Source organism: Streptomyces sp. NPDC093089 (assembly GCF_044754405.1).
Lineage (GTDB): Bacteria > Actinomycetota > Actinomycetes > Streptomycetales > Streptomycetaceae > Streptomyces.
Genome location: NZ_JBIVPA010000016.1, coordinates 199913 through 221531 on the forward strand (window position 1 = coordinate 199913; position 21619 = coordinate 221531).

Here is a 21619-nt window from a genome sequence, read left to right on the forward strand (position 1 = left end):
CCGTCATGAGCCGTATGCGTACAAAAGAGCGTGCGAAGTTTGACGTTATGGACAGCGACACGTGTCCTCTTGGCAAACCGGCCCGTCGGGGGCACCGTGTGCGCAAGCATGGGCACAGCACGACAGACCGACCATCTGTGACCTGGGAGAGCCATGGCGAAGATCCTGATCGTGACCGGGGACGCGGCGGAGTCCCTGGAGGTGATGTACCCCTACCAGCGGCTTCTGGAGGAGGGCTACGAGGTCGACATCGCCGCGCCGGCCCGCAAGACGCTGCGGTTCGTCGTCCACGACTTCGAGCCCGGATTCGACACGTACACCGAGAAGCCCGGCTACACCTGGCCCGCCGACCTGGCCTTCTCCGAGGTCGACCCCGGGGCGTACGTCGCGGTGGTGATCCCGGGCGGCCGCGCCCCCGAGTACCTGCGCAACGACCCCGAGCTCCGCAAGATCCTCAAGGCCTTCTTCGACGCCGACAAGCCCGTCGCCCAGATCTGCCACGGCCCGCTGCTCACGGCCGCGATCGGCGGCCTCGAAGGCCGCCACGTCACCGCCTACCCGGCCCTCGAACTCGACATGCAGGCCGCCGGCGCCACCTTCCAGGACTCCGCCGCCGTCGTCGACGGCCTCCTCGTCTCCTCCCGCGCCTGGCCCGACCACCCCACCTGGATGCGCGAATTCCTCAAGGTCCTCCGCACCAAGGGCTGACGCCTCAGGCGGGTCGTGGGCATGCGTTCGGCCGGGGCGGAACGGGTGGGCACGACCCGCCCACCGGGCCGCACCCGGCCCGTCCGCCCTCACCCACCACCGGACAGGCACCGCCCTGGCGGGCCGGGCCCCGCCCCGCCAGGGCGAAAGGCCGGGACAAGGCGCGAAGGACCTACACCAGCTCCTCCGCCACCGCCACCGCCTCCTCCAGCGAATCCACCACCGGCACCCCCGCCCGCGCCAACGACGCCCGACTGTGCGACCCCCCGGTGTACAGCACCGCCTTCGCCCCCACGTGCCCCGCCGCCACCGCGTCGTCCGCCGCGTCGCCGATGACGACCACGCGCTCCGCGGGAACGGCCAGCGCGGCCAGGTGCCGGACCATGTGCCCGGACTTCCCGTCCGTGGACGCGTCGCCCCGCCCGTCCATCCGGACGAACCGCTCGGCGATCCCGTGCCGCCGGACGAGCGGTATCAGCTCGGCGTGCGGCGCCAGCGACAGCAGCGACTGCGTGAAGCCGGACTCCTGCCGCGCCGCGAGCAGCTCCGCGGCCCCGGCGGTCAGCCCGCAGTTCTCGGCCCGCTCCCAGTAGTGCCGGTGGAAGGCGCCGTCCATGACGATCCATTCCGCGTCGGTCGGCAGCCGCCCCATCAGCCGCTCGTAGAACTTCGGCACCGGCACCGTGTAGAGCTCGCGGTACCGCTCCAGGGTGATCGATGCGAGTCCGAGTTCGGCGAAGGCGGCGTTCGTCGCCCCGATGACCGCGTCGATGTCGTCGAGCAGCGTGCCGTTCCAGTCCCAGACCAGGTGTTTTCCGTGCTTCCCCATGGAAAGACGGTACCCGCCGCCCCTGACGGCGAAGAGTGCCCGTCCACAGGGGCGGGCACGGGCACGGGCGCGGAGGGCGGTGTCAGCCCAGCAGTCCGGGGATCTCCTGCACCCCGAACCACAGCAGTTCGTGGTCCTCGGCCCCGTCGACGACGAACTGGGCGTCGTCGTCGCCCTGGTCCGCGGCCCCCAGCGCGCCGGCCGCCGCCGTGACGTCGGCCTCGGCGTCGTCCGCGTCGGCGTGCACCGCCGCCGCCTTGGCCAGCGGGACGGGTCCGGCGATCCGGACCTCGCCGATGGAGCCGGCGTGGAGCCCCTCGTCGGGGTCGGCGGTCGCGTCCTTGTCGGCCACGTCGACGGCGACGACGATCCGGCGCCGGGGCGCCTCGGGGTCGCCGGCGAGGAGGCGCAGGGAGGCGGCCGCGGCCCGGTTGAGCGCCGCGTACTCCAGCTCCTCGATGTCGTCGGAGACGTACCACTCGCGCAGCGCGGGGGTGACGGCGTAGGCGGTCAGCGGGCCGGGGGCCAGCTCGCCCGCCTTGTGCGCCTGTGCGAGACCGGGGAGGGTCAGGGGGACGTAGACGCGCATGGCTGGCCGCTTTCGTAGACGGAGAGGCCCTCAGGATACGTGCGGAGTCCCCCTTCGGGGCGGGCGGTCGCACACGCCGCCCGTCCACCGAGGAGGCCCGTCCGTCGAGCCGCCGGAGCCGTTTTCCCGCCCCGTCACCCTGATAGGTGATCCGGTTTCCGGACCGCCCCGCCGCCGCGGCCTCCTTGCGGGGCCCCGGAGTGCCCCCGTACAAGATCCCCAACGGAAGTTACTCACTGGTACCACTCGATTACGCAACGACAGGGGCCCGCCATGACCGTCACGCTCACCACCACGCCCGCCCCCACCCCGCGCCCCCGCACGACCCCCGGCGGCCCGGCCGGCACGCGCCCGCGCGGTTCCGCGGGAGCCCGCCCGCGCGGAACCGCCGGCACCCACCCGCGTACGCCGGCCCAGGCCGGCCCGCCCCGCACCGCACCCCGCGCGCTCCCCCCGCACACCGTCTTCGCCGAGCGCCTCCTCGCCGTGCTCAGCGGGGAGCGACCGGTCCACTGGATGCTCGGCCACACCGTCGGCGAGGCGTACGAGCAGCTCGTCCTGCTCGCCCCGCAGACACCCCTGCGGTCGCTCGGCCCCCGACCCGTCCTGCGCCGCTGCTCGGTCCAGGTGCACCCCGGCCGGACGGCCGTGGAGGCCTTCGCGACGATCGCCACCGGCCCCCGCGTCCGGGCGATGGCGTTCCGACTGGAGCGCGGCGCCGACCAGCGATGGCGCTGCGCCGCCGTGGAGCTCGACGGCCTCGGCGCGACGGCCCACCGCACATGACGAAGGGGCCGGCCGCCCCACCGGGCGACCGCCCCCTTCGCCGAAGACCCCTCAGGCCCTTCGGACCACTTGGACCACGCAGATCACCCGGATCACCGAGCGGATCGGAACGGCGTCACTTCTTGCGACGACGCCCGCCGCCGCCCGCGTTCTTCTGCGCCTTGCGCCGCTCGGCGCGGGTCATCCCGTCACCCTCGTCGTCGGAGGCGAAGTCGCCCTCGACGACACCGCCGTCACCGTCGACGGTCGGCGCGGAGAAGTGCAGCCGGTCCGGCCGCTGCGGGGCGTCGAGCCCCTTGGCACGGATCTCCGGACGCCCGGCGGGGGCCGGGACGGCGTCCTCCTTGCTCAGCGAGGGAGCGCTCGCCTGCACGGGGACCTCCTCGACCTGCTGCTCGACCTGGACCTCCAGGTTGAACAGGTAGCCGACGGACTCCTCCTTGATGCCCTCCATCATGGCGGTGAACATGTCGAAGCCCTCGCGCTGGTACTCGACCAGCGGGTCCTTCTGCGCCATGGCGCGCAGGCCGATGCCCTCCTGGAGATAGTCCATCTCGTAGAGGTGCTCGCGCCACTTGCGGTCCAGGACGGACAGGACCACGCGGCGCTCCAGCTCGCGCATGATCTCCGAGCCGAGCTGCTTCTCCCGCGAGTCGTACTGCTCGTGGATGTCGTCCTTGATCGACTCGGCGATGAACTCGGCGGTGATCCCCGCCCGGTCCCCGGCCGCGTCCTCCAGCTCCTCCACGGTGACCTTCACCGGGTAGAGCTGCTTGAAGGCGTTCCACAGACGGTCGAGGTCCCACTCCTCCGCGAAGCCCTCGGCGGTCTCCTGGCGGATGTAGTCGTCGATCGTGTCGTCCATGAAGTGCTGGATCTGCTCGTGCAGGTCCTCGCCCTCCAGGACGCGGCGCCGCTCGCCGTAGATGACCTCGCGCTGCCGGTTGAGGACCTCGTCGTACTTGAGGACGTTCTTGCGCGTCTCGAAGTTCTGGGTCTCGACCTGGGACTGGGCGGAGGCGATGGCGCGGGTGACCATCTTGTTCTCGATCGGCACGTCGTCCGGCACGTTGGCCATGGCCATCACGCGCTCGACCATCTGCGCCTTGAACAGGCGCATCAGGTCGTCGCCGAGGGAGAGGTAGAAGCGGGACTCGCCCGGGTCGCCCTGACGGCCGGAACGGCCGCGGAGCTGGTTGTCGATGCGCCGGGACTCGTGGCGCTCGGTGCCCAGGACGTACAGCCCGCCGAGGTCCTTGACCTCCTCGAACTCCGCCTTCACGGCCTTCTCGGCACGCTCCAGGGCGCCGGGCAGGGCCGCGGCCCACTCCTCGACGTGCTCGACCGGGTCCAGACCCGCCTGCCGCAGCTCGGCCTCGGCGAGGTCGTCCGGGTTGCCGCCGAGCTTGATGTCCGTACCGCGGCCGGCCATGTTCGTGGCGACCGTGACGGCGCCGCGGCGGCCGGCCTGGGCGACGATGCTGGCCTCGCGCTCGTGGTGCTTGGCGTTGAGGACCTCGTGCTGGACGCCGCGCTTGGAGAGCTGCTGCGAGAGGTACTCGGACTTCTCGACGGAGGTCGTGCCGACGAGGATCGGCTGACCCTTCTCGTGCTTCTCCGCGATGTCGTCGACGACGGCGGCGAACTTGGCGACCTCGGTCCGGTAGATCAGGTCGGACTGGTCCTTGCGGATCATCGGCCGGTTCGTCGGGATCGGGACGACGCCCAGCTTGTAGATCTGGTGGAACTCGGCGGCCTCGGTCATGGCCGTACCGGTCATGCCGGACAGCTTCGAGTACAGGCGGAAGAAGTTCTGCAGGGTGATCGTGGCGAGGGTCTGGTTCTCGTCCTTGATCGCCACCCCCTCCTTCGCCTCGATCGCCTGGTGCATGCCCTCGTTGTAGCGGCGGCCGGCGAGGATGCGGCCGGTGTGCTCGTCGACGATCATGACTTCGCCGTCCATGACGACGTAGTCCTTGTCCTTCTTGAACAGTTCCTTGGCCTTGATGGCGTTGTTCAGGTAACCGACGAGCGGGGTGTTCACCGACTCGTAGAGGTTGTCGATGCCCAGCCAGTCCTCGACCTTGGCGACACCGGCCTCGTGGATGGCGACGGTGCGCTTCTTCTCGTCGACCTCGTAGTCGCCGGTCTCCTCGATGCCCTTGAGCTGGTTGCCGGGCTCGCCCTTGGAGAGGCGGGTGACGAGCTTGGCGAAGTCGCCGTACCACTTGGTCGCCTGGTCGGCCGGACCGGAGATGATCAGCGGCGTACGGGCCTCGTCGACGAGGATGGAGTCGACCTCGTCGACACAGGCGAAGTTGTGGCCGCGCTGGACGAGCTCGTCCTTGGACCACGCCATGTTGTCGCGGAGGTAGTCGAAGCCGAACTCGTTGTTCGTGCCGTAGGTGATGTCGCAGTTGTACATCTCGCGGCGCTGGGCCGGAGTCATGTTGGCGAGGATGCAGCCGACGGTCAGGCCGAGGAACTTGTGCACCCGGCCCATGAGCTCGGAGTCGCGCTCGGCCAGGTAGTCGTTGACCGTGATCAGGTGCACGCCCTTGCCGGACAGCGCGTTGAGGTACGCCGGGAGGGTGCCGACAAGGGTCTTGCCCTCACCGGTCTTCATCTCGGCGACGTAGCCGAGGTGCAGGGCGGCGCCGCCCATCAGCTGGACGTCGTAGTGACGCTGGCCGAGGACGCGCTTGGCGGCCTCGCGCACCGTCGCGAAGGCCTCGGGCATCAGGTCGTCGAGGCTCTCGCCGTCGGCGTACCGCTGCTTGTACTCCTCGGTCAGCGCCCGCAGGTCGGCGTCGGAGAGGTTGACGAAGTCCTCTTCGATGGAGTTGACCTGGTCCGCGATGCGGTGCAGTTTGCGCAGGATCTTGCCTTCGCCTGCACGCATGAGCTTGTTGAAGACGGACACTGAGGCTGGTCTCCTTGCCGGTCGGGCCTGGCACTGGGTCTTGTGAAGGACGCGAGCGCGGGCACGGCAGGTGGTCCCCACCGCAACGGCCATCGTAAGCGAGACCGCCCGCGCAGAGGGAGGCCCGCAGTGCCGGAGCCGTACGTCCGCCCGCAAAGAGAACGCACGAGGTGGGCGGAAGGTGCCGCCCCACCCGAAAAGTGTTCGCTTCCGGTCCACGGGGTCACCACAATCCCGGCATGGATCCCATCACCCTCACCACGGACCGCCTCCGACTGCGCGCGCTCGTCCCCGAGGACACCGACGCGGTGTACGCCGTCTGCCAGGACCCGGCCATCCAGCGCTGGACCGTCGTCCCCTCCCCGTACACGCGCGAGGACGCCGAGCTCTTCGTCCAGCGGCTGGCGCCGGACGGCTGGCGCGACGACACGGAGTACGCGTTCGCCGTCGAACCGGTGGCCGGCGGCCCGCTGCTCGCCGCGGCCTCGCTGACCAGTCGCGGCCAGGGCGTCTGGGAGGTCGGCTACTGGCTGGCGCCGGAGCACCGCGGCGCCGGCTACATGACGGAGGCCGTCCGGGCCCTCGCCCACTGGGCCTTCACGGGCCTCGGCTGCACCCGCCTGGTGTGGCGCGCCGAGGTCGGCAACGCCGGCTCGCGCGCGGTGGCCGAGCGGGTCGGCTTCGTCATGGAGGGCGCCCAGCGCGCCGCCCTGGCCAACAAGGGCACGCTCAGGGACGTCTGGATCGGCGCCCTACTGCCCTCCGACTTCGGCCTGCCCAGCCCCCTCCCCTACCTCCCGGCCCGCGACCTGCCGTCCACCGCCGCCTAGGGATGTCCTGTCGACCAGGCCGGATCAGGGCCCGGACCAGGCACGCGCGCGCGTGGCGCGTTCCCTGGTCCGGCCTGACCGGCAGGACACCGACCGAGGCCCGGACCAGGGCCTGTTGTCAGTGCCGGGGCCTAGGGTGCAGTCCATGACGACTGCGCCGCGCCCCGCCGCCGAACTGTCCGCCGACGACGCCCGCCGGATCGCGCTGCGCGCCCAGGGGTTCCTGGGTGCGCCCGACCGCAGGGCCGGGGTGCGCGGGGTCCTCAGGTCGCTCGGCCAGGTCCAGCTCGACACCATCTCCGTACTGGCCCGCTCCCACGAGCTGATCCCGTACGCGCGGCTGGGCGCCGTCGGCCGCACGAAGGTCGAGGACGCGTACTGGACCGGGGCGCACGCCTTCGAGTACTGGTCGCACGCGGCCTGCGTGCTGCCCGTCGAGGAGTGGCCGCACTTCGCCTTCCGCCGGCGCGCCTACCGCGACCGCCCGCACTGGGGGCACGAGCTGTCGCCCGGGGCGTACGGCAAGGTGATCGACCAGCTGCGGGACCAGGGACCGCTGACGGCGACGGAGCTCGGCGGCGCCAAGAACAAGGGCGAGTGGTGGGACTGGTCCGACTCCAAGATCGCCGTCGAGCGGGCGCTGATGTACGGCGAGGTCGTCGTCACGGAGCGGCGCAGCTGGAAGCGGGTGTACGACCTGGCCGAGCGGGCGATCCCGCAGGAGCTGCTCCACGACGACCTGGACGACACCGAGTGCGTGCGGCGCCTGGTGCGGCAGGCCGGCGAAGCCCTCGGCGTGGGCACGCGCACGGACATCGCCGACTACCACCGGATCAAGGCCGAGCAGTTCGACGCGGTGGTCGAGGCCTCGGGTCTGGTGCCGGTGACGGTGGCGGGCTGGGGGAAGCCCGCCTGGGCCGATCCGGCGGCGCTGGCGACGGAGCCGCGCGGCCGGCACCGCACGACGCTGCTCTCGCCGTTCGACTCGCTGATCTGGGAGCGGCCCCGCACCGAGCGGATCTTCGGCTTCACCCACCGCCTCGAGGCGTACGTGCCGAAGCCGAAGCGGGTCCACGGCTACTTCGCGATGCCGGTCCTGGCCGGCGGCCGCCTCGTCGGCCGGGTCGACCCCGCCCGCGAGGGCCGCACCCTCGTCGCCCGCCAGATCACCCTCGACGGCCCCAAGGCCGTGCCCGCCGTCGCCCGGGCGCTGCGCGAGGCGGCCGAGTGGGTCGGCTGTGACTCCGTCTCGGTCGAGCGCGTCGACCGCCCCGACCTGACCGCCGCCCTCGTGAACGCGCTGAACCAGCCGGACTAGCGGATCTCCAGGATCTTCTCCCGCATCGCGTACACCACGGCCTCCATCCGCGAGTGCAGCTGGAGCTTCTCCAGGATGTTCCGCACGTGGTTCTTCACCGTGTTCTCGGAGATGAAGAGCTCCTTGGCGATGTCCCGGTTGTTCATCCCGGTCGCGACGAGCTTGAGGACCTCGAGCTCGCGGTCGGTGAGCCGGGGCGCGGGCACCAGCCGGCGCTCGTCGGTGCGCTGGATCATCGACTTGAACTCGGTGAGGAGCTTCGACGCCATCGACGGGCTGATCTGCGACTGCCCGTCCGCGACCGCCCGGATCGCCGTCGCGACCTCGTCGGTGGAGATCTCCTTGAGGAGGTAGCCGGTGGCCCCGGCCTTGATCGCGTCGTAGAGGTCGGCCTCCTCGTCGCTGATCGTCAGCATGATGATCTTCGCGCTGGGAGCCACCTCCTTGATGGAGGTGCACGCCTCGATGCCGCCGCGCCGGGGCATGCGCACGTCCATCAGGACGATGTCGGGCAGCAGATCGGCGGCCTTGTCGACGGCCTCGGCGCCGTCACCGGCCTCTCCGACGACCTGGATGTCCTCTTCCTGCGCGAGGACGATCTCGAGTCCGCGGCGGAAGAGGGCATGGTCGTCCACGACGAGGACCCGGATCGGCTCTTTGCGGAATGCACCGCTGTCCGATTCCGATCCCTCCGGGACCGCACCACCGTGCTCGCGCCCGCTGAGCACCGGCCCGAAGCTGTCCGCCATCGTTCCTCCCCCTGAAGGCCGTGGCCTGAATTCGTTTCCGGTCCTCCAACCGCTGCTCGGAGAGCACCGGTTGGCGTGCACGCCATGATTTCATGCCCCGGCGGCGCTGGGGTGCTCGATGGACGCACGGGGGTGCCCCTGGGGGGCGCCGTGCGCTCCAGGGGCACCGAATGGGACAGCTGAGGTGTGAGGTGGTGCGGGGGTGGCGGCCTGTCAGCCGCCGAGTGCACCGCCGACGCCGCCGCCCTCGGCGAGCGGGTCGCTCTCCAGGTGGATGACGCCGTAGTCGTACGCGTGTCGCCGGTAGACGACGCTCGGCTGCTTGTTGTCGGAGTCGACGAAGAGGTAGAAGTCGTGGCCGACCAGCTCCATCTCGTAGAGCGCCTGGTCGAGCGTCATGGGGGCGGCCCGGTGGGTCTTCTCACGGACCACCAGCGGGCCCTCGCCCTGGACTTCGATCGAGCCCATCATCGTGGTGGGCACCTTGTCGGGCTCGTCGGCGGCCAGTTGGCCGTCGCCGTTGAGCTGGGCGGCGCCGGGCACCACGTCCCCGACCTCCGCTGCCGACAGCCTGCCGTTGCCGCGGCGGGTGTACCGCTTGTCGTGCTGCTTGCGCAGTCGTGCCTCGAGCTTGTCGCTGGCGAGGTCGAGCGCTGCGTACGGGTCGCCTGCCGCAGCTTCCGCCCGGATCACCGGGCCTCGGGAGTGGAGGGTGATCTCCACGCGGTCGGACCGGTCGGCCTGCCGCGGGTTGTGCTCCTTGGACACCTCGACGTCGAGGCTGATCACCTTGCCGTCGAGCTTCTGGATCTTCTCCAGCTTCAGCTTCTCGGCCACGTGCTTGCGGAACCGCTCGGGCACCTCGGTCTTGCGGCCCTTGACGACGATGTCCACGCAGAACTCCGTTCCCGGATCGCCCTGGTCGGCTCCTTGGCCGCCGGGGATCTCCCTTTGCACCAGACTCCGGTGGATTACCGGAGCTCGGACTTGGCGACTTTCACCTCCTCCTCCCCAGTCGACAAGATCCCCACCCCATCGACAAGAGGTTAATTCGCCCTGAACTCCTGTCCTGTAGGCGCAACCATGTATTCGGTGAGGCGATGGCGTTCGCCATTCCTCACAACCGAACATAGCCCCTTCGGACGGGTGTCGGCACCCGCTACCGCGACATAGCCCCGTTCGAGTGCTTTCACCACTCACCACCTGCAACGATCCAAGTTCCCGGCGAGTTCCGGTTTATTTCGAACGAGGCGGGAGAGGATGCGATCACAGCCCCCACCCGCTGTTCGAATTCGTGCTGCGCCGAACCGGCCGGTAAGCCGTGCGGTATTCCCCGAGTGAACGGCGGGTGTACGTCTCCGAGGGCGCGCGCCGCCTCCGCGAGCGAGGCGCCCGTGGTCATCAGGTCGTCCACGAGGACCACCCTTCCCTCCATCAGGAGCCGCGCGCCGCCCGGCACGACCTCCAGTGCCCCGGCCAGGTTCGCGAGCCGCCCGCGCGCCCCGAGACCCGCCTGGTCCGCCACGTACCTCCGCTGGCGCAGCACGGGCACGACCCGCGCCGCCCGCCCCGACCTCCGCAGCCGCGCCGCCGCCGCGAGCGCGATCCGCCGCGTCGGATCGTGCCCACGCGCCCGTACGGAACGCCGTGACGACGGCACCGGTACGAGGAGCAGCGGCCGCCCTCCGGGGCCCTCCTGCGCCCCCTCGGCGGCCTCCACGGCCGCGGCGAGCGCTCCGCCCAGGGGCCGCGCCAACGTCAGCGCCCCCCGCTCCTTGTGCGCGAGCAGCAGCTCCCGTACGACATCGGCGTACGGCGCGGCCGCGTGCACCACCGGCAGCCCGACGGGCTCGGGCGAGGGCCGCACCCGGCTCGGCCCCGTACCGCGCAGCTCGGCCTCACACGCCGGACACAGCTCCGTCCGCGGCCTGCCGCAGCCTCCGCAGGCGACCGGCAGCACCAGCCCGGCGATCTCCCGCCACCACCCCCGCATGCCTCCACTCTGCACCTCCCGGCGCCCCCGGGCCACCCCTGTGGAAAACCCCCGCACCCCTCCGAAGTACGTCAGATACCGGGTCCTCACGCCCTGCCGGGCCCTTCCGGGGCACACCCCGCCCCCGGCGCGGTCTCCGGCGGGGAAACAACCCCCTCGGATCTCCTCGGATCTCCTCGGATCTCCTGGATACCGTCGGATCCCCGTCGGATCCCCGTCGGATCCCGCCCATCCCGCCGACGCGGCCGTTCCCGCCGCCCCCGCTACCCCGGATAGACCGGCGAGGCCCCCGTCTTGACCACCGGCTGCCAGTTGGTGCCCGGTACGAGGCGGACGATGCCGTCGCTGTCGGAGTCGGCGACGACGGGCGTCTTGTCGTTCTGCGGGGCGGCGACGGAGGTCACGCCGTCGAGGCCGGGCAGGACCGAGGTCGCCGATGTCGAGCCGTCGGTCTGGAGGTAGCGGATCTGCTGGACGCCGCCCGCTTCCCTGCCGACCACGACGAGCCGGCTCGGGCCGGCCCAGGAGACGGCCGTGACGGACTCCATCCGGGGCGTGGCGGGCTGGAGGTCGAGGACGGAGACGACCGGCTCGTCACCCGACGTCTGGCGCTGGACCCGGCCGATCTGCAGGGTCGTGCGATCGCCGCGGGTGACCACCAGCGCGATCCGGACGCCGTCCGCGGAGACCCGCAGGGACTCGATCCGGGCGTCGTGGTCCAGCCAGGGCGTACGGACCTCGACGGGGTCGCCGGTACCGTCCGGCACCATCCAGAGGCGCGGCGAGGCGGGGTCCCGGTCGGCGACCCACAGATCGCCGCGGCCGTCCCAGCTGGGCGCGGACAGCCGGTCCTCGGGCCGGGCGGCCTTGCTGCGGAGGATCGCGGCCGACGGGTCCTGCTCGGTGGTGATCGAGGAGACGTACAGCTCGCGGCCGGCCGCCCCGACCCCGGCGGCCCGGGTCTCGCCCCGGTCGACGGCGACGGACTTGAGCTGCAGGCCGGCCTTGCCGAGCGGCCCCGCCACCTCGGTGGGCGTGGCGGACTCCTTGGCGCCGATCATCAGCATCATCAGCTTGCCGCGGCTGTCGACGAAGTACGGGTTCTCCCCGCGGTCGGCGTTGCGGACCGCGGCGAACTCGGCCGCCTGCCCCTTGCCCAGCCGGCACAGCGACTGGCCGCCGGACCCGAGGAGCTCCACCTGCTCGACCCGTACGGAGGTCAGGTCACCGAGGGTGAAGAGCAGCTGCGCGGCCATCCGGCGGCAGGCGTCGCCGCCCGCCCGGTCCGCCTTGGCGTTGAGCGGCACGCGCAGCGTGGACTGGTCGTCGGGCGCCAGCGTGGTGACGCCCTCCTTCAGCTCCGTACCGGAGAGGAACGAGGAGTCGACGGCGGGCTTCAGCCAGTTCGTCGGGCCTTCGAGCAGCGCCTTGACCGTCTGCGTCACCGGATCCATCCGGGTGACCGGGTCCTGCCGCTGCCGGATGTAGACGGGGTCGGCGACGACCCAGTCCTCCCCGGAGGCGAAGTAGTACTTGTTGACCGAACGGTAGTTGCGCAGGAAGTCGGCCTCGCCGAGCACCAGGCCGGGCGGGAGGCTGTCGATGCGCCACTCCTTGCCCTTGCCGTTGGCCGTCGGCTGCTGCACGACGTGGATCGACTGGACGTACTCGGCGGGACTGGCCGGCTGGTAGGCGTGCCGGGCGTCCACGGTCGCGATCTTGCGCCCGGAGAGCGGGTAGGCGCGGCCCTGGTTCTCGGGGTCGGCGTTGCGGTCGGCGGGCTCGCGGTCGGGCGCGGTGGTGAGCACGGTGATGCTCTGCTCGGGCTTCCAGCTCCGCGCGGCCTTGTTCGTCAGGTACTTGCGGGCGGTGGCGAAGCCCGGGTCGTCACTGGTCATGGCTTCGAGGAAGCCGTCGACGATCTCGTCCGGTTCGGCGTTGTCGCGGGGCGCGACGGCGTAGACCCGCACCTGCGAGTCGCCCTGGTTGGCGCCCTTCACCTCCTGGACGTCACCGCTGTCGGGCATCGTCGCGCAGGCGGTCGTGAGGAGCCCGCCGCACGCGGCCAGCACGACCACCCGCGTCACCCGTCCCCGCCCCGCGTGCTCCGCTCGGGAGTCAGCGCCCACGTGTCCCGTCCTCCCGCTCCGTGTTCCCGTTGCCAATGGCCCCCGCCGTGGTCGTCTCGCCGCCGTCGGTCTCCGTGGCCGCGCGTGCGACCACCCGCGCACCGCTGCCGGGCAGGGCCGTCGGGTCGACGGTCGCCCGCGACGGCGCGGGCAGCCTCGGCGGTACGGGGAGCGGGGGCCGCTCCCCGGCGGGCTGTGCCGGCACCCGGTGCGCGTTCTCCTGGGCACGCCCGGCGGTCGCCTGCTCGCGGTTGCGCCGCGAGTCCTCGGGCTCCAGCGGGATCGGGGAACCCCGCAGCGGCTCGTCCGCGGTGCGCGGCAGGGTCAGCCGGAACTGCGAACCGCCGCCGGGCTCGCCCCAGGCCTGGAGCCAGCCGCCGTGCAGCCGGGCGTCCTCGACGGCGATCGACAGGCCGAGGCCCGTGCCGCCGGTGGTGCGCGCGCGGGCGGGGTCGGCGCGCCAGAAGCGGTTGAAGACCCGGGTCGCCTCGCCCGGCTTGAGTCCGACGCCGTAGTCGCGGACGGCGACGGCGACGGCTCCGCCCGCGGCGGCCAGCTTCACCACCACGTCCCGGCCCTCGCCGTGCTCGACGGCGTTGACGACGAGGTTGCGCAGCACCCGCTCGACCCGGCGGGCGTCCGCCTCGGCCACCACGGGCTGCTTGTCACCGACGACCACGATCCGGGTGCCCTTGCGCTCGGCGAGGGGTTCGGCACCGCCGATCACCCGGCGGACGACCTGGCGCAGGTCTATCGGCTCGGCCTCCAGCGCCGCCGCTCCCGCGTCGAAGCGGCTGATCTCCAGGAGGTCGGCGAGCAGCGACTCGAATCGGTCGAGCTGGTCGCCGAGGAGCTCGGCGGAACGCGCGGTCACGGGGTCGAAGTCGACCCGCGCCTCGTGGATGACGTCGGCCGCCATCCGGACGGTGGTCAGCGGGGTGCGCAGCTCGTGCGACACGTCGGAGACGAACCGCCGCTGCATCCGCGACAGCTCCTCCAGCTGCTGGATCTTCAGCTGGAGGCTCTGCGCCATCTTGTTGAAGGCCTCGCCGAGGCGCGCGATGTCGTCCTCGCCGGTGACCTTCATCCGCTCCTGGAGCCGGCCGGCGGAGAGCCGCTCGGCGATCCCCGCGGCCATCCGTACGGGTGTGACGACCTGGCGCACCATGAGCCAGGCGATGGCGCCCAGCAGGACGACGACGAACAGTCCGGCGGTCGCGAGGGTGCCCTTGACCAGGGTGAGGGAGTCCTCCTCCTGCGTCAGCGGGAAGAGGTAGTACAGCTCGTACTGCTTGCCCTCGGCGTCGTTGAGCCGCTTGCCGATCACGAGCCCGCGCTCGGACGCCTTGCCGCTGGTGTAGTGGATCCGGGTGGACTGCTGGAAGGTGTCCGTGCCCTGGGCCACCGAGTGGCGCAGTTTGGCGGGGATGCTCGTGGTCGGGTCGACCTCGCCGGAGGCGCGGGCACCGCGGCTCGCGGCCTCACCGGTCTCGAGGGAGAGCGCGACCACGTTGAAGGCGCTCTGGCCACCGCTGGCGAGTTGCTCGACCAGCGTGGAGCGCCAGTTCACGGACGCGCCCGCCCGTACGCCCTCCTGCTGGCCGGGGGCCGAGGAGGTGGTCGCCGCCCGGTCCTGGGCGGCGGAGAACCCGCCGGCGGCCTGGCTCTGGGCGGCCTTCTCCTTCGCCTCGAACAGGCCGTTGCGGACCTGCCCGATCACGACGATGCCGAGCAGCAGCACCACGCCGAGCGACATCAGCAGGGTGCCGGCGACGACCCGCAGCTGGATGTTCCGCCGCCACAGCCGCAGGGCGGGCAGCAGCGGGCGGCGCACCCAGCGCACGAAGAGCCGGAAAACGGTTCCTCCCGGCGCCCCGTCCTGGAGGAGCCGTCCGCCACGCGGCAGACGGCCGGAACGCGAGCCCCCCCGCCCCGGTCCGGCAGTCCGCCCCGTACGGACTCCCGGGTCCCCGGGCTTCGGAGCAGTACTGCCTGCACTCATGTCAGCTCGGTCCCGCCTTGTAACCGACACCGCGGACGGTCACCACGATCTCCGGGCGCTCGGGGTCCTTCTCGACCTTCGAGCGCAGCCGCTGGACGTGCACGTTCACCAGCCGGGTGTCGGCCGCGTGCCGGTAACCCCAGACCTGCTCCAGCAGGACCTCACGGGTGAAGACCTGCCACGGCTTGCGCGCCAGCGCGACGAGCAGGTCGAACTCGAGCGGGGTCAGGGCGATGGACTGCCCGTCCCGCTTCACGGAGTGCCCGGCCACGTCGATGACCAGGTCACCGATGGTGAGCTGCTCCGGCGCCGGTTCCTCGGACCTCCGCAGCCGCGCCCGGATGCGGGCGACGAGCTCCTTCGGCTTGAACGGCTTCACGATGTAGTCGTCGGCGCCGGACTCCAGGCCCACCACCACGTCCACCGTGTCGCTCTTGGCCGTGAGCATGACGATCGGCACACCCGACTCGGCCCTGATCAGGCGGCACACCTCGATGCCGTCCCGTCCGGGCAGCATCAGGTCGAGCAGCACCAGGTCAGGCTTGGCCTCCCGGAATGCGGCAAGCGCCTTGTCACCGTCCGCGACGAACGACGGCTCGAACCCTTCACCCCGCAGCACGATGCCGAGCATCTCGGCCAGTGCGGTGTCGTCGTCGACGACAAGAACGCGTCCCTTCATATCGACATCATCCCATTAGCCAATCGTTACCTGCCGTGACCTGCCCCACAGCGCCTCCCCCAGCTCGGGTCGTGATCTTGCCGACCACACCCCGTTCGGCCCGTCACCGCACGGATCGTGCGGCCTGATCGGGCATCCGCACAGTGTGCCGCCTGCCGCTCGCACAATGAAGGTCCGGACGAAGGTACGAACGAGTCGGCGGCCCCCGCCCGCCGGTGAGCCCCGCGTGGCACGATGGCACCCGGCCCGCCGCCGCGTCAGGTGTCGGCCGCCGTGACCGAGCCGGTTTCGCCGATCCGGCACCGCGACCATTCCTCCGAGGTGGACGACCGTGAACGACACTCCGGGCTGGACCTCGCCCGGATCCGCCCCCTCCGACGGCCAGGACGGCTCCGGGGTTCCCCGACCCGCCGCTCCGGCCGACGCGAACGGCTCCGCCCCCCAGTGGTCGAAGGACCAGCCGCCCGCCGGCCAGTGGTCCCCGCCCACCGGGCAGACGCCGCCGCCCGCCGCGGGCCAGAACCGGGGAGGTCCGCCCCCTCACGTGAACTGGGGCAGGCCGCCGGCCGCGAAGCCCGGCGTGATCCCGCTGCGCCCGCTCGGCATGGGCGAGATCCTCGACGGGGCGGCGAAGACCCTCCGCACCTACTGGCGCACGGTGCTGACCATCACGGTCGCGGTCGCGGTGATCTCCCAGATCGCCGACATCCTGGCCCAGCGGTTTCTCGTCCCCGCGCCCGAGGCGATCAGCCCGGACGCCACACCCGCCGAGCAGCTCGAGCAGTCCATCGAGTCGCTCCGGTCCTCCCTGATCGGCCTGGGCCCGTCCCTGCTGGTCACGCTGATGGCATCCACGGTCAGCGCGGCCCTGCTGACCGTCGTCATCAGCCGCGCCGTCCTGGGCCGCCCGGTCTCGCTGAGCTCCGCCTGGCAGGAGGCCCGCCCCCGCCTGCTCCAGCTGATCGGACTGACCCTGCTCACGGCCGGACTGGGCGCGGCCGTCGTCTGCGTCGGACTCCTCCCGGGGCTCCTGATCGGTGGTGCCCCCGGCGTGGCGCTCGTCGCCCTGGGCGGCCTCGGCGCCATCGTGGCCGCCGTCTGGCTGGTGATCCGCTTCAGCCTCGCCTCTCCCGCCCTGATGCTCGAACGCCAGGGCGTGATCCGGTCGATGAAGCGCTCGGCCAAGCTGGTGCAGGGCTCGTGGTGGCGGATCTTCGGGATCACGCTGCTCACCCAGCTGCTGATCTTCCTCTTCGCCATGATCATCGCGATCCCGTTCACCATCATCGGCATCGCGGTCGACGGCGACGGCTTCTCGGGCCTCCTCTCCGGCACGCCCGCCTCCTTCGGCTGGCCGTTCCTGATCATCACGGGCATCGGCGGCGTGATCACGAGCGCGGTGACCTTCCCGATCTCCGCCGGCGTGACCGTCCTGCTCTACATCGACCAGCGCATCCGCCGCGAAGCCCTGGACCTCGAACTGGCCCGGGCCGCCGGACTCCCCGGCTACGACTCCGCCCCCGGCGACCGCACCGTCGGAGGCTGATGCCGTGACGGTCACGGGGGGAACGACCGCGGCACCGCCGACACGACTGCTCGCCGACGACGGCGTACCGCTGGACATCTCCCGACTCCCCGCCCGCGAGGCGGCGGAGCGGGAGCTGTCCGATCCGGCGTACCACCAGAACGACCCGAGCCTCCTCCAGCGCGGCCTCGACCGCTTCTGGGAGTGGATCGACGGCCTGTTCGGCGCCGTGTCGGGCGTCACCCCGGGCGGTGTCATCGGCGTCGCCGTCGTCGTCCTGGTCGTGATCGCCCTCGTCGCCGCCCTCTGGTGGCGCCTGGGCACCCCGCACCGGACCGCCGGCGCCACCGGGGACTCCCTCTTCGCCGACGGCCCCCGCACCGCCCGTGAACACCGTTCGGCCGCCGCCCGCCACGCCTCCGCGGGCCGCTGGAACGAGGCGGTCCAGGAACGGATGCGGGCCATCGTCCGCTCCCTGGAGGAGCGGACCCTGCTCGACCCCCGCCCCGGCCGCACCGCCGACGAGGCCGCCGCCGAGGCCGGCCGGTCCCTGCCCTCACACGCGGACGACCTGCGTCTCGCGGCCCGCGCCTTCGACGACGTCACGTACGGCGGCCGGACCGCCGACGAACCCGCGTACCGCCGCGTCGAAGCACTCGACACCGCCCTCGAGCGCACCCGCCCCACCCTCGACACGGCCTCCACAGAGGCTCCCGCATGAGCCGCACGGCCACCGCCCCCACGTCGACGGCCCTCTCCGCCCGCCGGGTCTGGACCCGGGTCCGCGGCGTCACCCTGGTCGTCGCCCTCGTCCTGATCGGCGGCATCGCCCTCGCGACGGTGCGCTCCGGCGAGGCCCACGGCGCCCTCGACCCCCGCTCCGCCGACCCTTCCGGCAGCCGCGCCGTCGCCGAACTCCTCAAGGCCCGAGGCGTCACGATCACCCTGGCCACCACCCTCGACGAGGCCACCTCCGCGACCGACCCCGCCTCCACGCTCCTGGTCACCACCCCCGACCTCCTGACGGGCACCCAGCAGGCCACCCTCCAAGCGGCCATGGCCCGCTCCACCGGCCGCACCGTCCTCGTCGGCGCGGGCACGACCTCCCTCGACACCCTGGCCCCCGGCGTCACCACCGCCACCAGCGCCTCGGCGCGGAACCTCGCCCCGTCCTGCGCCCTGCCCGCCGCCGTCCGCGCCGGCAGCGTCGACCTCGGCGGCGAGCGCTACCTCACCTCCCCCGGCACGACCGCCGACACCTGCTACCCCTCCGACGGCCTGCCGACCCTGGTCCGCCTGCCCGGCCCCGGCACCACGGACACGGTCCTCATCGGTTCGCCCGACATCCTGTCCAACGACCGTCTCGACCAGCAGGGCAACGCCTCGCTCGCCCTTCAACTCCTCGGCTCCCGGCCCCATCTCGTCTGGTACCTCCCCTCCCTCGCCGACACCTCTGCCACCAACGACGACACCCCGGACAACTTCTTCTCCCTCGTCCCCTCCGGCTGGCTGTGGGGGACCCTCCAGCTCGCCTTCGCGGCCCTGCTCGCCGCCATCTGGCGCGGCCGCCGCCTCGGCCCCCTGGTGACCGAACGACTCCCGGTCGCCCTCCGCGCCTCCGAAGCCACCGAGGGCCGCGCCCGCCTCTACCGCAAGGCCGACGCCCGCGACCGCGCCGCCACCGTCCTGCGCACCGCGACCCGCACCCGCCTCGCCCCCCTGCTCGGCGTCGCCCGCCAAGACGCCCACTCCCCCGAGCGCCTCCTCCCCGCACTCTCCGCCCGCCTCCCGGGCACCACAGCGGACCCCCGCTCCCTCCTCTTCGGCCCGGCTCCCGCCGACGACGCCGCCCTCATCCGCCTGGCGGACCAACTCGACGCCCTCGAAAGAGAGGTACGCACCTCATGAGCGCCCCGACCCCCGAGACCGCTACGAACTCGGACAGCGCCCGCGCCTCCCTGGAGGCCCTGCGCACCGAGATCGCGAAGGCCGTGGTCGGCCAGGACCCCGCCGTCACCGGTCTCGTCGTCGCCCTGCTCTGCCGGGGGCACGTCCTCCTCGAAGGCGTCCCCGGAGTCGCCAAGACCCTGCTGGTCCGCTCGCTCGCCGCCGCCCTCGAACTCGACACCAAGCGCGTCCAGTTCACCCCCGACCTGATGCCGAGCGACGTCACCGGCTCCCTGGTCTACGACACCCGGACCGCAGAGTTCTCCTTCCAGCCCGGCCCGGTGTTCACCAACCTGCTGCTCGCCGACGAGATCAACCGCACGCCCCCGAAGACCCAGTCCTCCCTCCTGGAGGCGATGGAGGAGCGCCAGGTCACCGTCGACGGCACCCCCCGCGCCCTGCCCGAGCCGTTCCTGGTCGCCGCGACCCAGAACCCCGTCGAGTACGAGGGCACCTACCCTCTTCCCGAAGCCCAACTGGACCGTTTCCTGCTCAAACTGACGGTCCCTCTGCCCTCACGCGCGGACGAGATCCAGGTCCTCACCCGTCACGCCGAAGGCTTCGACCCCCGCGACCTGAAGGCCGCCGGTGTCCGCCCCGTCGCGGGCCCCGCCGAGCTCGAAGCGGCCCGAGCCGCCGTCGCCAAGGTCTCGGTCTCCCCCGAGATCGCCGGCTATGTCGTCGATATCTGTCGTGCCACGCGTGAATCCCCCTCGCTCACGCTCGGGGTCTCTCCCCGAGGCGCCACCGCCCTGCTCTCCACCGCCCGCGCCTGGGCCTGGCTCACCGGCCGGGACTACGTCACCCCGGACGACGTGAAGGCCCTTGCTCTCCCCACCCTGCGTCATCGCATCCACCTGCGGCCCGAGGCCGAGATGGAGGGGGTCACCCCCGACTCCGTCATCAACTCGATCCTCGCCCACGTCCCCGTACCCCGCTGAGAACGGCGCCCCATGGCCCTCACCGGACGAACCGCGCTGCTCGCCGCCCTCGGATCGATCCCCGTCGGCATCCTCGCCCCCAGCTGGGCGGGGATGCTCGCGGTGAACGCGCCGCTCTCACTAGCAATTCTGTGCGACTACGCCTTGGCTGCGCCAGTACGAAAGCTGCAATTCACCCGAAGCGGTGACACATCCGTTCGACTCGGTGACGCGGCAGACGTCGGACTCACCGTCACCAACCCGTCCCGCAGGCTCCTTCGCGCCCAGCTCCGCGACACCTGGCCGCCCAGCAGCTGGCTGCCCGGCACCGAGCACGCCGCGTCCCGCCGCAGACTGAAGGTCCCCGCCGGCGAACGCCGTCGCCTCACCACGACCCTCCACCCCACGCGCCGCGGCGACCGCCACGCCGCACGGATCACCATCCGCTCGTACGGTCCTCTCGGCCTCGCGGCCCGCCAGGGCAACCACGAGGTCCCCTGGACGGTCCGGGTCCTACCGCCCTTCACCAGCCGCAAGCACCTGCCGTCCCGCCTGGCTCGGCTCCGCGAACTCGACGGCCGCACCAGCGTCCTGATCCGCGGTGAGGGCACGGAGTTCGACAGCCTCCGCGAGTACGTCCCCGGCGACGACACACGCTCGATCGACTGGCGGGCCACGGCCCGCCAGAACACGGTCGCCGTCCGCACCTGGCGCCCCGAACGCGACCGGCACATCCTCATCGTCCTCGACACCGGCCGCACCTCCGCCGGCCGCGTCGGCGACGTCCCCCGCCTCGACGCCTCCATGGACGCGGCCCTGCTCCTCACCGCACTCGCCTCACGCGCCGGCGACCGCGTCGACCTCCTCGCCTACGACCGCCGCCTCCGCGCCCAGGTCCAGGGCCGATCCGCCGGCGACATCCTCCCGGCCGTGGTCAACGCCCTCGCCCCGCTCGAACCCGAGCTGGTCGAGACGGACGCCCGCGGCCTCGCCGCGACCGCCCTCACCCGCGCCCCACGCCGCTCCCTCATCGTGCTGCTCACGAGCCTCGACGCCGCCCCCATCGAGGAGGGCCTCCTCCCGGTCCTCCCCCAGCTCACCCAGCGTCACACGGTCCTGCTGGCCTCCGTGGCCGATCCCCACGTCGCCCGCATGGCGGCCTCACGCGGCACCATCGACGGCGTCTACGAGGCCGCCGCAGCCACCCAGACCCAGTCGCAGCGCTCCCGCACCGCCGACCAACTCCAACGCCACGGCGTCACGGTCGTCGACGCCTCCCCTGAAGCCCTCGCCCCTGCCCTGGCCGACGCCTACCTCTCCCTCAAAGCAGCCGGCCGCCTCTGACCCCGACAACGACCCCGTAAGACTCCCGAAAGGGATTCCGGTCCTTAAACGCAGAAAAGCCCCGCACCAGATGGTGCGGGGCTTTCCCACAATGATTGTTCGGCGGCGTCCTACTCTCCCACAGGGTCCCCCCTGCAGTACCATCGGCGCTGAAAGGCTTAGCTTCCGGGTTCGGAATGTAACCGGGCGTTTCCCTAACGCTATGACCACCGAAACTCTATGAAGTTGAACTCGACCGGCAAACGGGAGTTCATTGCTTCAGAACTAACACAGTGGACGCGAGCAACTGAGGACAAGCCCTCGGCCTATTAGTACCGGTCAGCTCCACCCCTTACGGGGCTTCCACAT

Annotated in this window: 18 protein-coding genes and 1 rRNA gene; 9 read left to right on the forward strand and 10 right to left on the reverse strand. The window is 71.9% G+C overall.

Annotated elements, in window-relative coordinates; translation table 11 throughout:
- The first annotated feature begins 153 nt into the window (after positions 1-153).
- On the forward strand, positions 154-708 hold the full coding sequence (locus ACIQFX_RS32615) for a DJ-1/PfpI family protein (RefSeq protein WP_402470674.1): 555 nt from the start codon (positions 154-156) through the stop codon (positions 706-708).
- Positions 709-880: 172 nt separating this feature from the next.
- Here ACIQFX_RS32615 and ACIQFX_RS32620 read toward each other — a convergent pair whose 3' ends face one another.
- Both ACIQFX_RS32620 and ACIQFX_RS32625 read right to left on the reverse strand, forming a co-directional pair.
- Positions 881-1537, reverse strand: coding sequence for an HAD family hydrolase (locus ACIQFX_RS32620; RefSeq protein WP_402470676.1), 657 nt, complete (start codon positions 1535-1537; stop codon positions 881-883).
- 82 nt (positions 1538-1619) lie between these two features.
- A complete protein-coding gene (locus ACIQFX_RS32625; protein WP_402470679.1) occupies positions 1620-2126 on the reverse strand; it encodes a DUF6912 family protein in 507 nt (168 codons plus the stop codon).
- Between the two features lie 273 nt (positions 2127-2399).
- On the opposite strand from ACIQFX_RS32625, the gene ACIQFX_RS32630 reads away from it, so the two are divergent.
- A complete protein-coding gene (locus ACIQFX_RS32630; RefSeq protein ID WP_402470681.1) occupies positions 2400-2912 on the forward strand; it encodes an Rv3235 family protein in 513 nt (170 codons plus the stop codon).
- A 115-nt stretch (positions 2913-3027) separates the two neighbouring features.
- On the opposite strand, the gene secA is transcribed toward ACIQFX_RS32630, so the two are convergent.
- Positions 3028-5835: a preprotein translocase subunit SecA gene (gene secA, locus ACIQFX_RS32635; RefSeq protein ID WP_402470683.1), complete on the reverse strand. Its 2808-nt coding sequence runs from the start codon at positions 5833-5835 to the stop codon at positions 3028-3030.
- A gap of 239 nt (positions 5836-6074) precedes the next feature.
- Here secA and ACIQFX_RS32640 point away from each other — a divergent pair, with 239 nt between their 5' ends.
- Positions 6075-6665 carry a GNAT family N-acetyltransferase gene (locus ACIQFX_RS32640; RefSeq protein ID WP_402470686.1) on the forward strand — a complete coding sequence of 197 codons (591 nt, stop codon included), beginning with the start codon at positions 6075-6077 and terminating at the stop codon, positions 6663-6665.
- A 145-nt stretch (positions 6666-6810) separates the two neighbouring features.
- A complete protein-coding gene (locus ACIQFX_RS32645) occupies positions 6811-7983 on the forward strand; it encodes a winged helix-turn-helix domain-containing protein (protein WP_402470689.1) in 1173 nt (390 codons plus the stop codon).
- Here the strand turns inward: ACIQFX_RS32645 and ACIQFX_RS32650 are convergent.
- The 6 genes from ACIQFX_RS32650 to mtrA all read right to left on the reverse strand — a co-directional run bounded on the left by ACIQFX_RS32650 (position 7980) and on the right by mtrA (position 15535).
- Entirely contained in the window at positions 7980-8732 is a 753-nt protein-coding gene (locus tag ACIQFX_RS32650) for a response regulator transcription factor (RefSeq protein ID WP_073913298.1), read from the reverse strand. The two genes, ACIQFX_RS32645 and ACIQFX_RS32650, sit on opposite strands and share 4 nt — an antisense overlap.
- 213 nt (positions 8733-8945) lie before the next feature.
- Positions 8946-9626: a ribosome hibernation-promoting factor, HPF/YfiA family gene (hpf, locus tag ACIQFX_RS32655; RefSeq protein WP_402470691.1), complete on the reverse strand. Its 681-nt coding sequence runs from the start codon at positions 9624-9626 to the stop codon at positions 8946-8948.
- Positions 9627-9921: 295 nt separating this feature from the next.
- A complete protein-coding gene (locus ACIQFX_RS32660; protein WP_402470694.1) occupies positions 9922-10725 on the reverse strand; it encodes a ComF family protein in 804 nt (267 codons plus the stop codon).
- Positions 10726-10988: 263 nt separating this feature from the next.
- Positions 10989-12854 (reverse strand): LpqB family beta-propeller domain-containing protein, encoded by a 1866-nt coding sequence (locus ACIQFX_RS32665; protein WP_402470697.1) that lies wholly within the window; start codon positions 12852-12854, stop codon positions 10989-10991.
- A complete protein-coding gene (gene mtrB, locus ACIQFX_RS32670; RefSeq protein WP_402470699.1) occupies positions 12844-14856 on the reverse strand; it encodes an MtrAB system histidine kinase MtrB in 2013 nt (670 codons plus the stop codon). Before mtrB ends, ACIQFX_RS32665 begins: the two co-directional genes overlap by 11 nt.
- 1 nt (position 14857) lies before the next feature.
- On the reverse strand, positions 14858-15535 hold the full coding sequence (gene mtrA / locus ACIQFX_RS32675) for a two-component system response regulator MtrA (protein ID WP_010356958.1): 678 nt from the start codon (positions 15533-15535) through the stop codon (positions 14858-14860).
- Positions 15536-15866: 331 nt separating this feature from the next.
- Between mtrA and ACIQFX_RS32680 the strand changes: the two genes are divergently transcribed.
- From ACIQFX_RS32680 to ACIQFX_RS32700, 5 genes are read left to right on the forward strand one after another with little or no spacing between them, the layout of a single operon-like run.
- Positions 15867-17081: a hypothetical protein gene (locus tag ACIQFX_RS32680; protein ID WP_402470701.1), complete on the forward strand. Its 1215-nt coding sequence runs from the start codon at positions 15867-15869 to the stop codon at positions 17079-17081.
- A gap of 4 nt (positions 17082-17085) precedes the next feature.
- On the forward strand, positions 17086-17781 hold the full coding sequence (locus ACIQFX_RS32685; protein WP_402470703.1) for a DUF4129 domain-containing protein: 696 nt from the start codon (positions 17086-17088) through the stop codon (positions 17779-17781).
- Entirely contained in the window at positions 17778-18968 is a 1191-nt protein-coding gene (locus ACIQFX_RS32690) for a DUF4350 domain-containing protein (protein ID WP_402470706.1), read from the forward strand. Before ACIQFX_RS32685 ends, ACIQFX_RS32690 begins: the two co-directional genes overlap by 4 nt.
- Positions 18965-19948 carry an AAA family ATPase gene (locus ACIQFX_RS32695; RefSeq protein ID WP_402470707.1) on the forward strand — a complete coding sequence of 328 codons (984 nt, stop codon included), beginning with the start codon at positions 18965-18967 and terminating at the stop codon, positions 19946-19948. Before ACIQFX_RS32690 ends, ACIQFX_RS32695 begins: the two co-directional genes overlap by 4 nt.
- 12 nt (positions 19949-19960) lie before the next feature.
- Positions 19961-21271 carry a DUF58 domain-containing protein gene (locus ACIQFX_RS32700; protein ID WP_402470710.1) on the forward strand — a complete coding sequence of 437 codons (1311 nt, stop codon included), beginning with the start codon at positions 19961-19963 and terminating at the stop codon, positions 21269-21271.
- A gap of 97 nt (positions 21272-21368) precedes the next feature.
- On the opposite strand, the gene rrf is transcribed toward ACIQFX_RS32700, so the two are convergent.
- A 5S ribosomal RNA gene (gene rrf / locus ACIQFX_RS32705) occupies positions 21369-21485 on the reverse strand.
- Positions 21486-21619 lie beyond the last annotated feature (134 nt).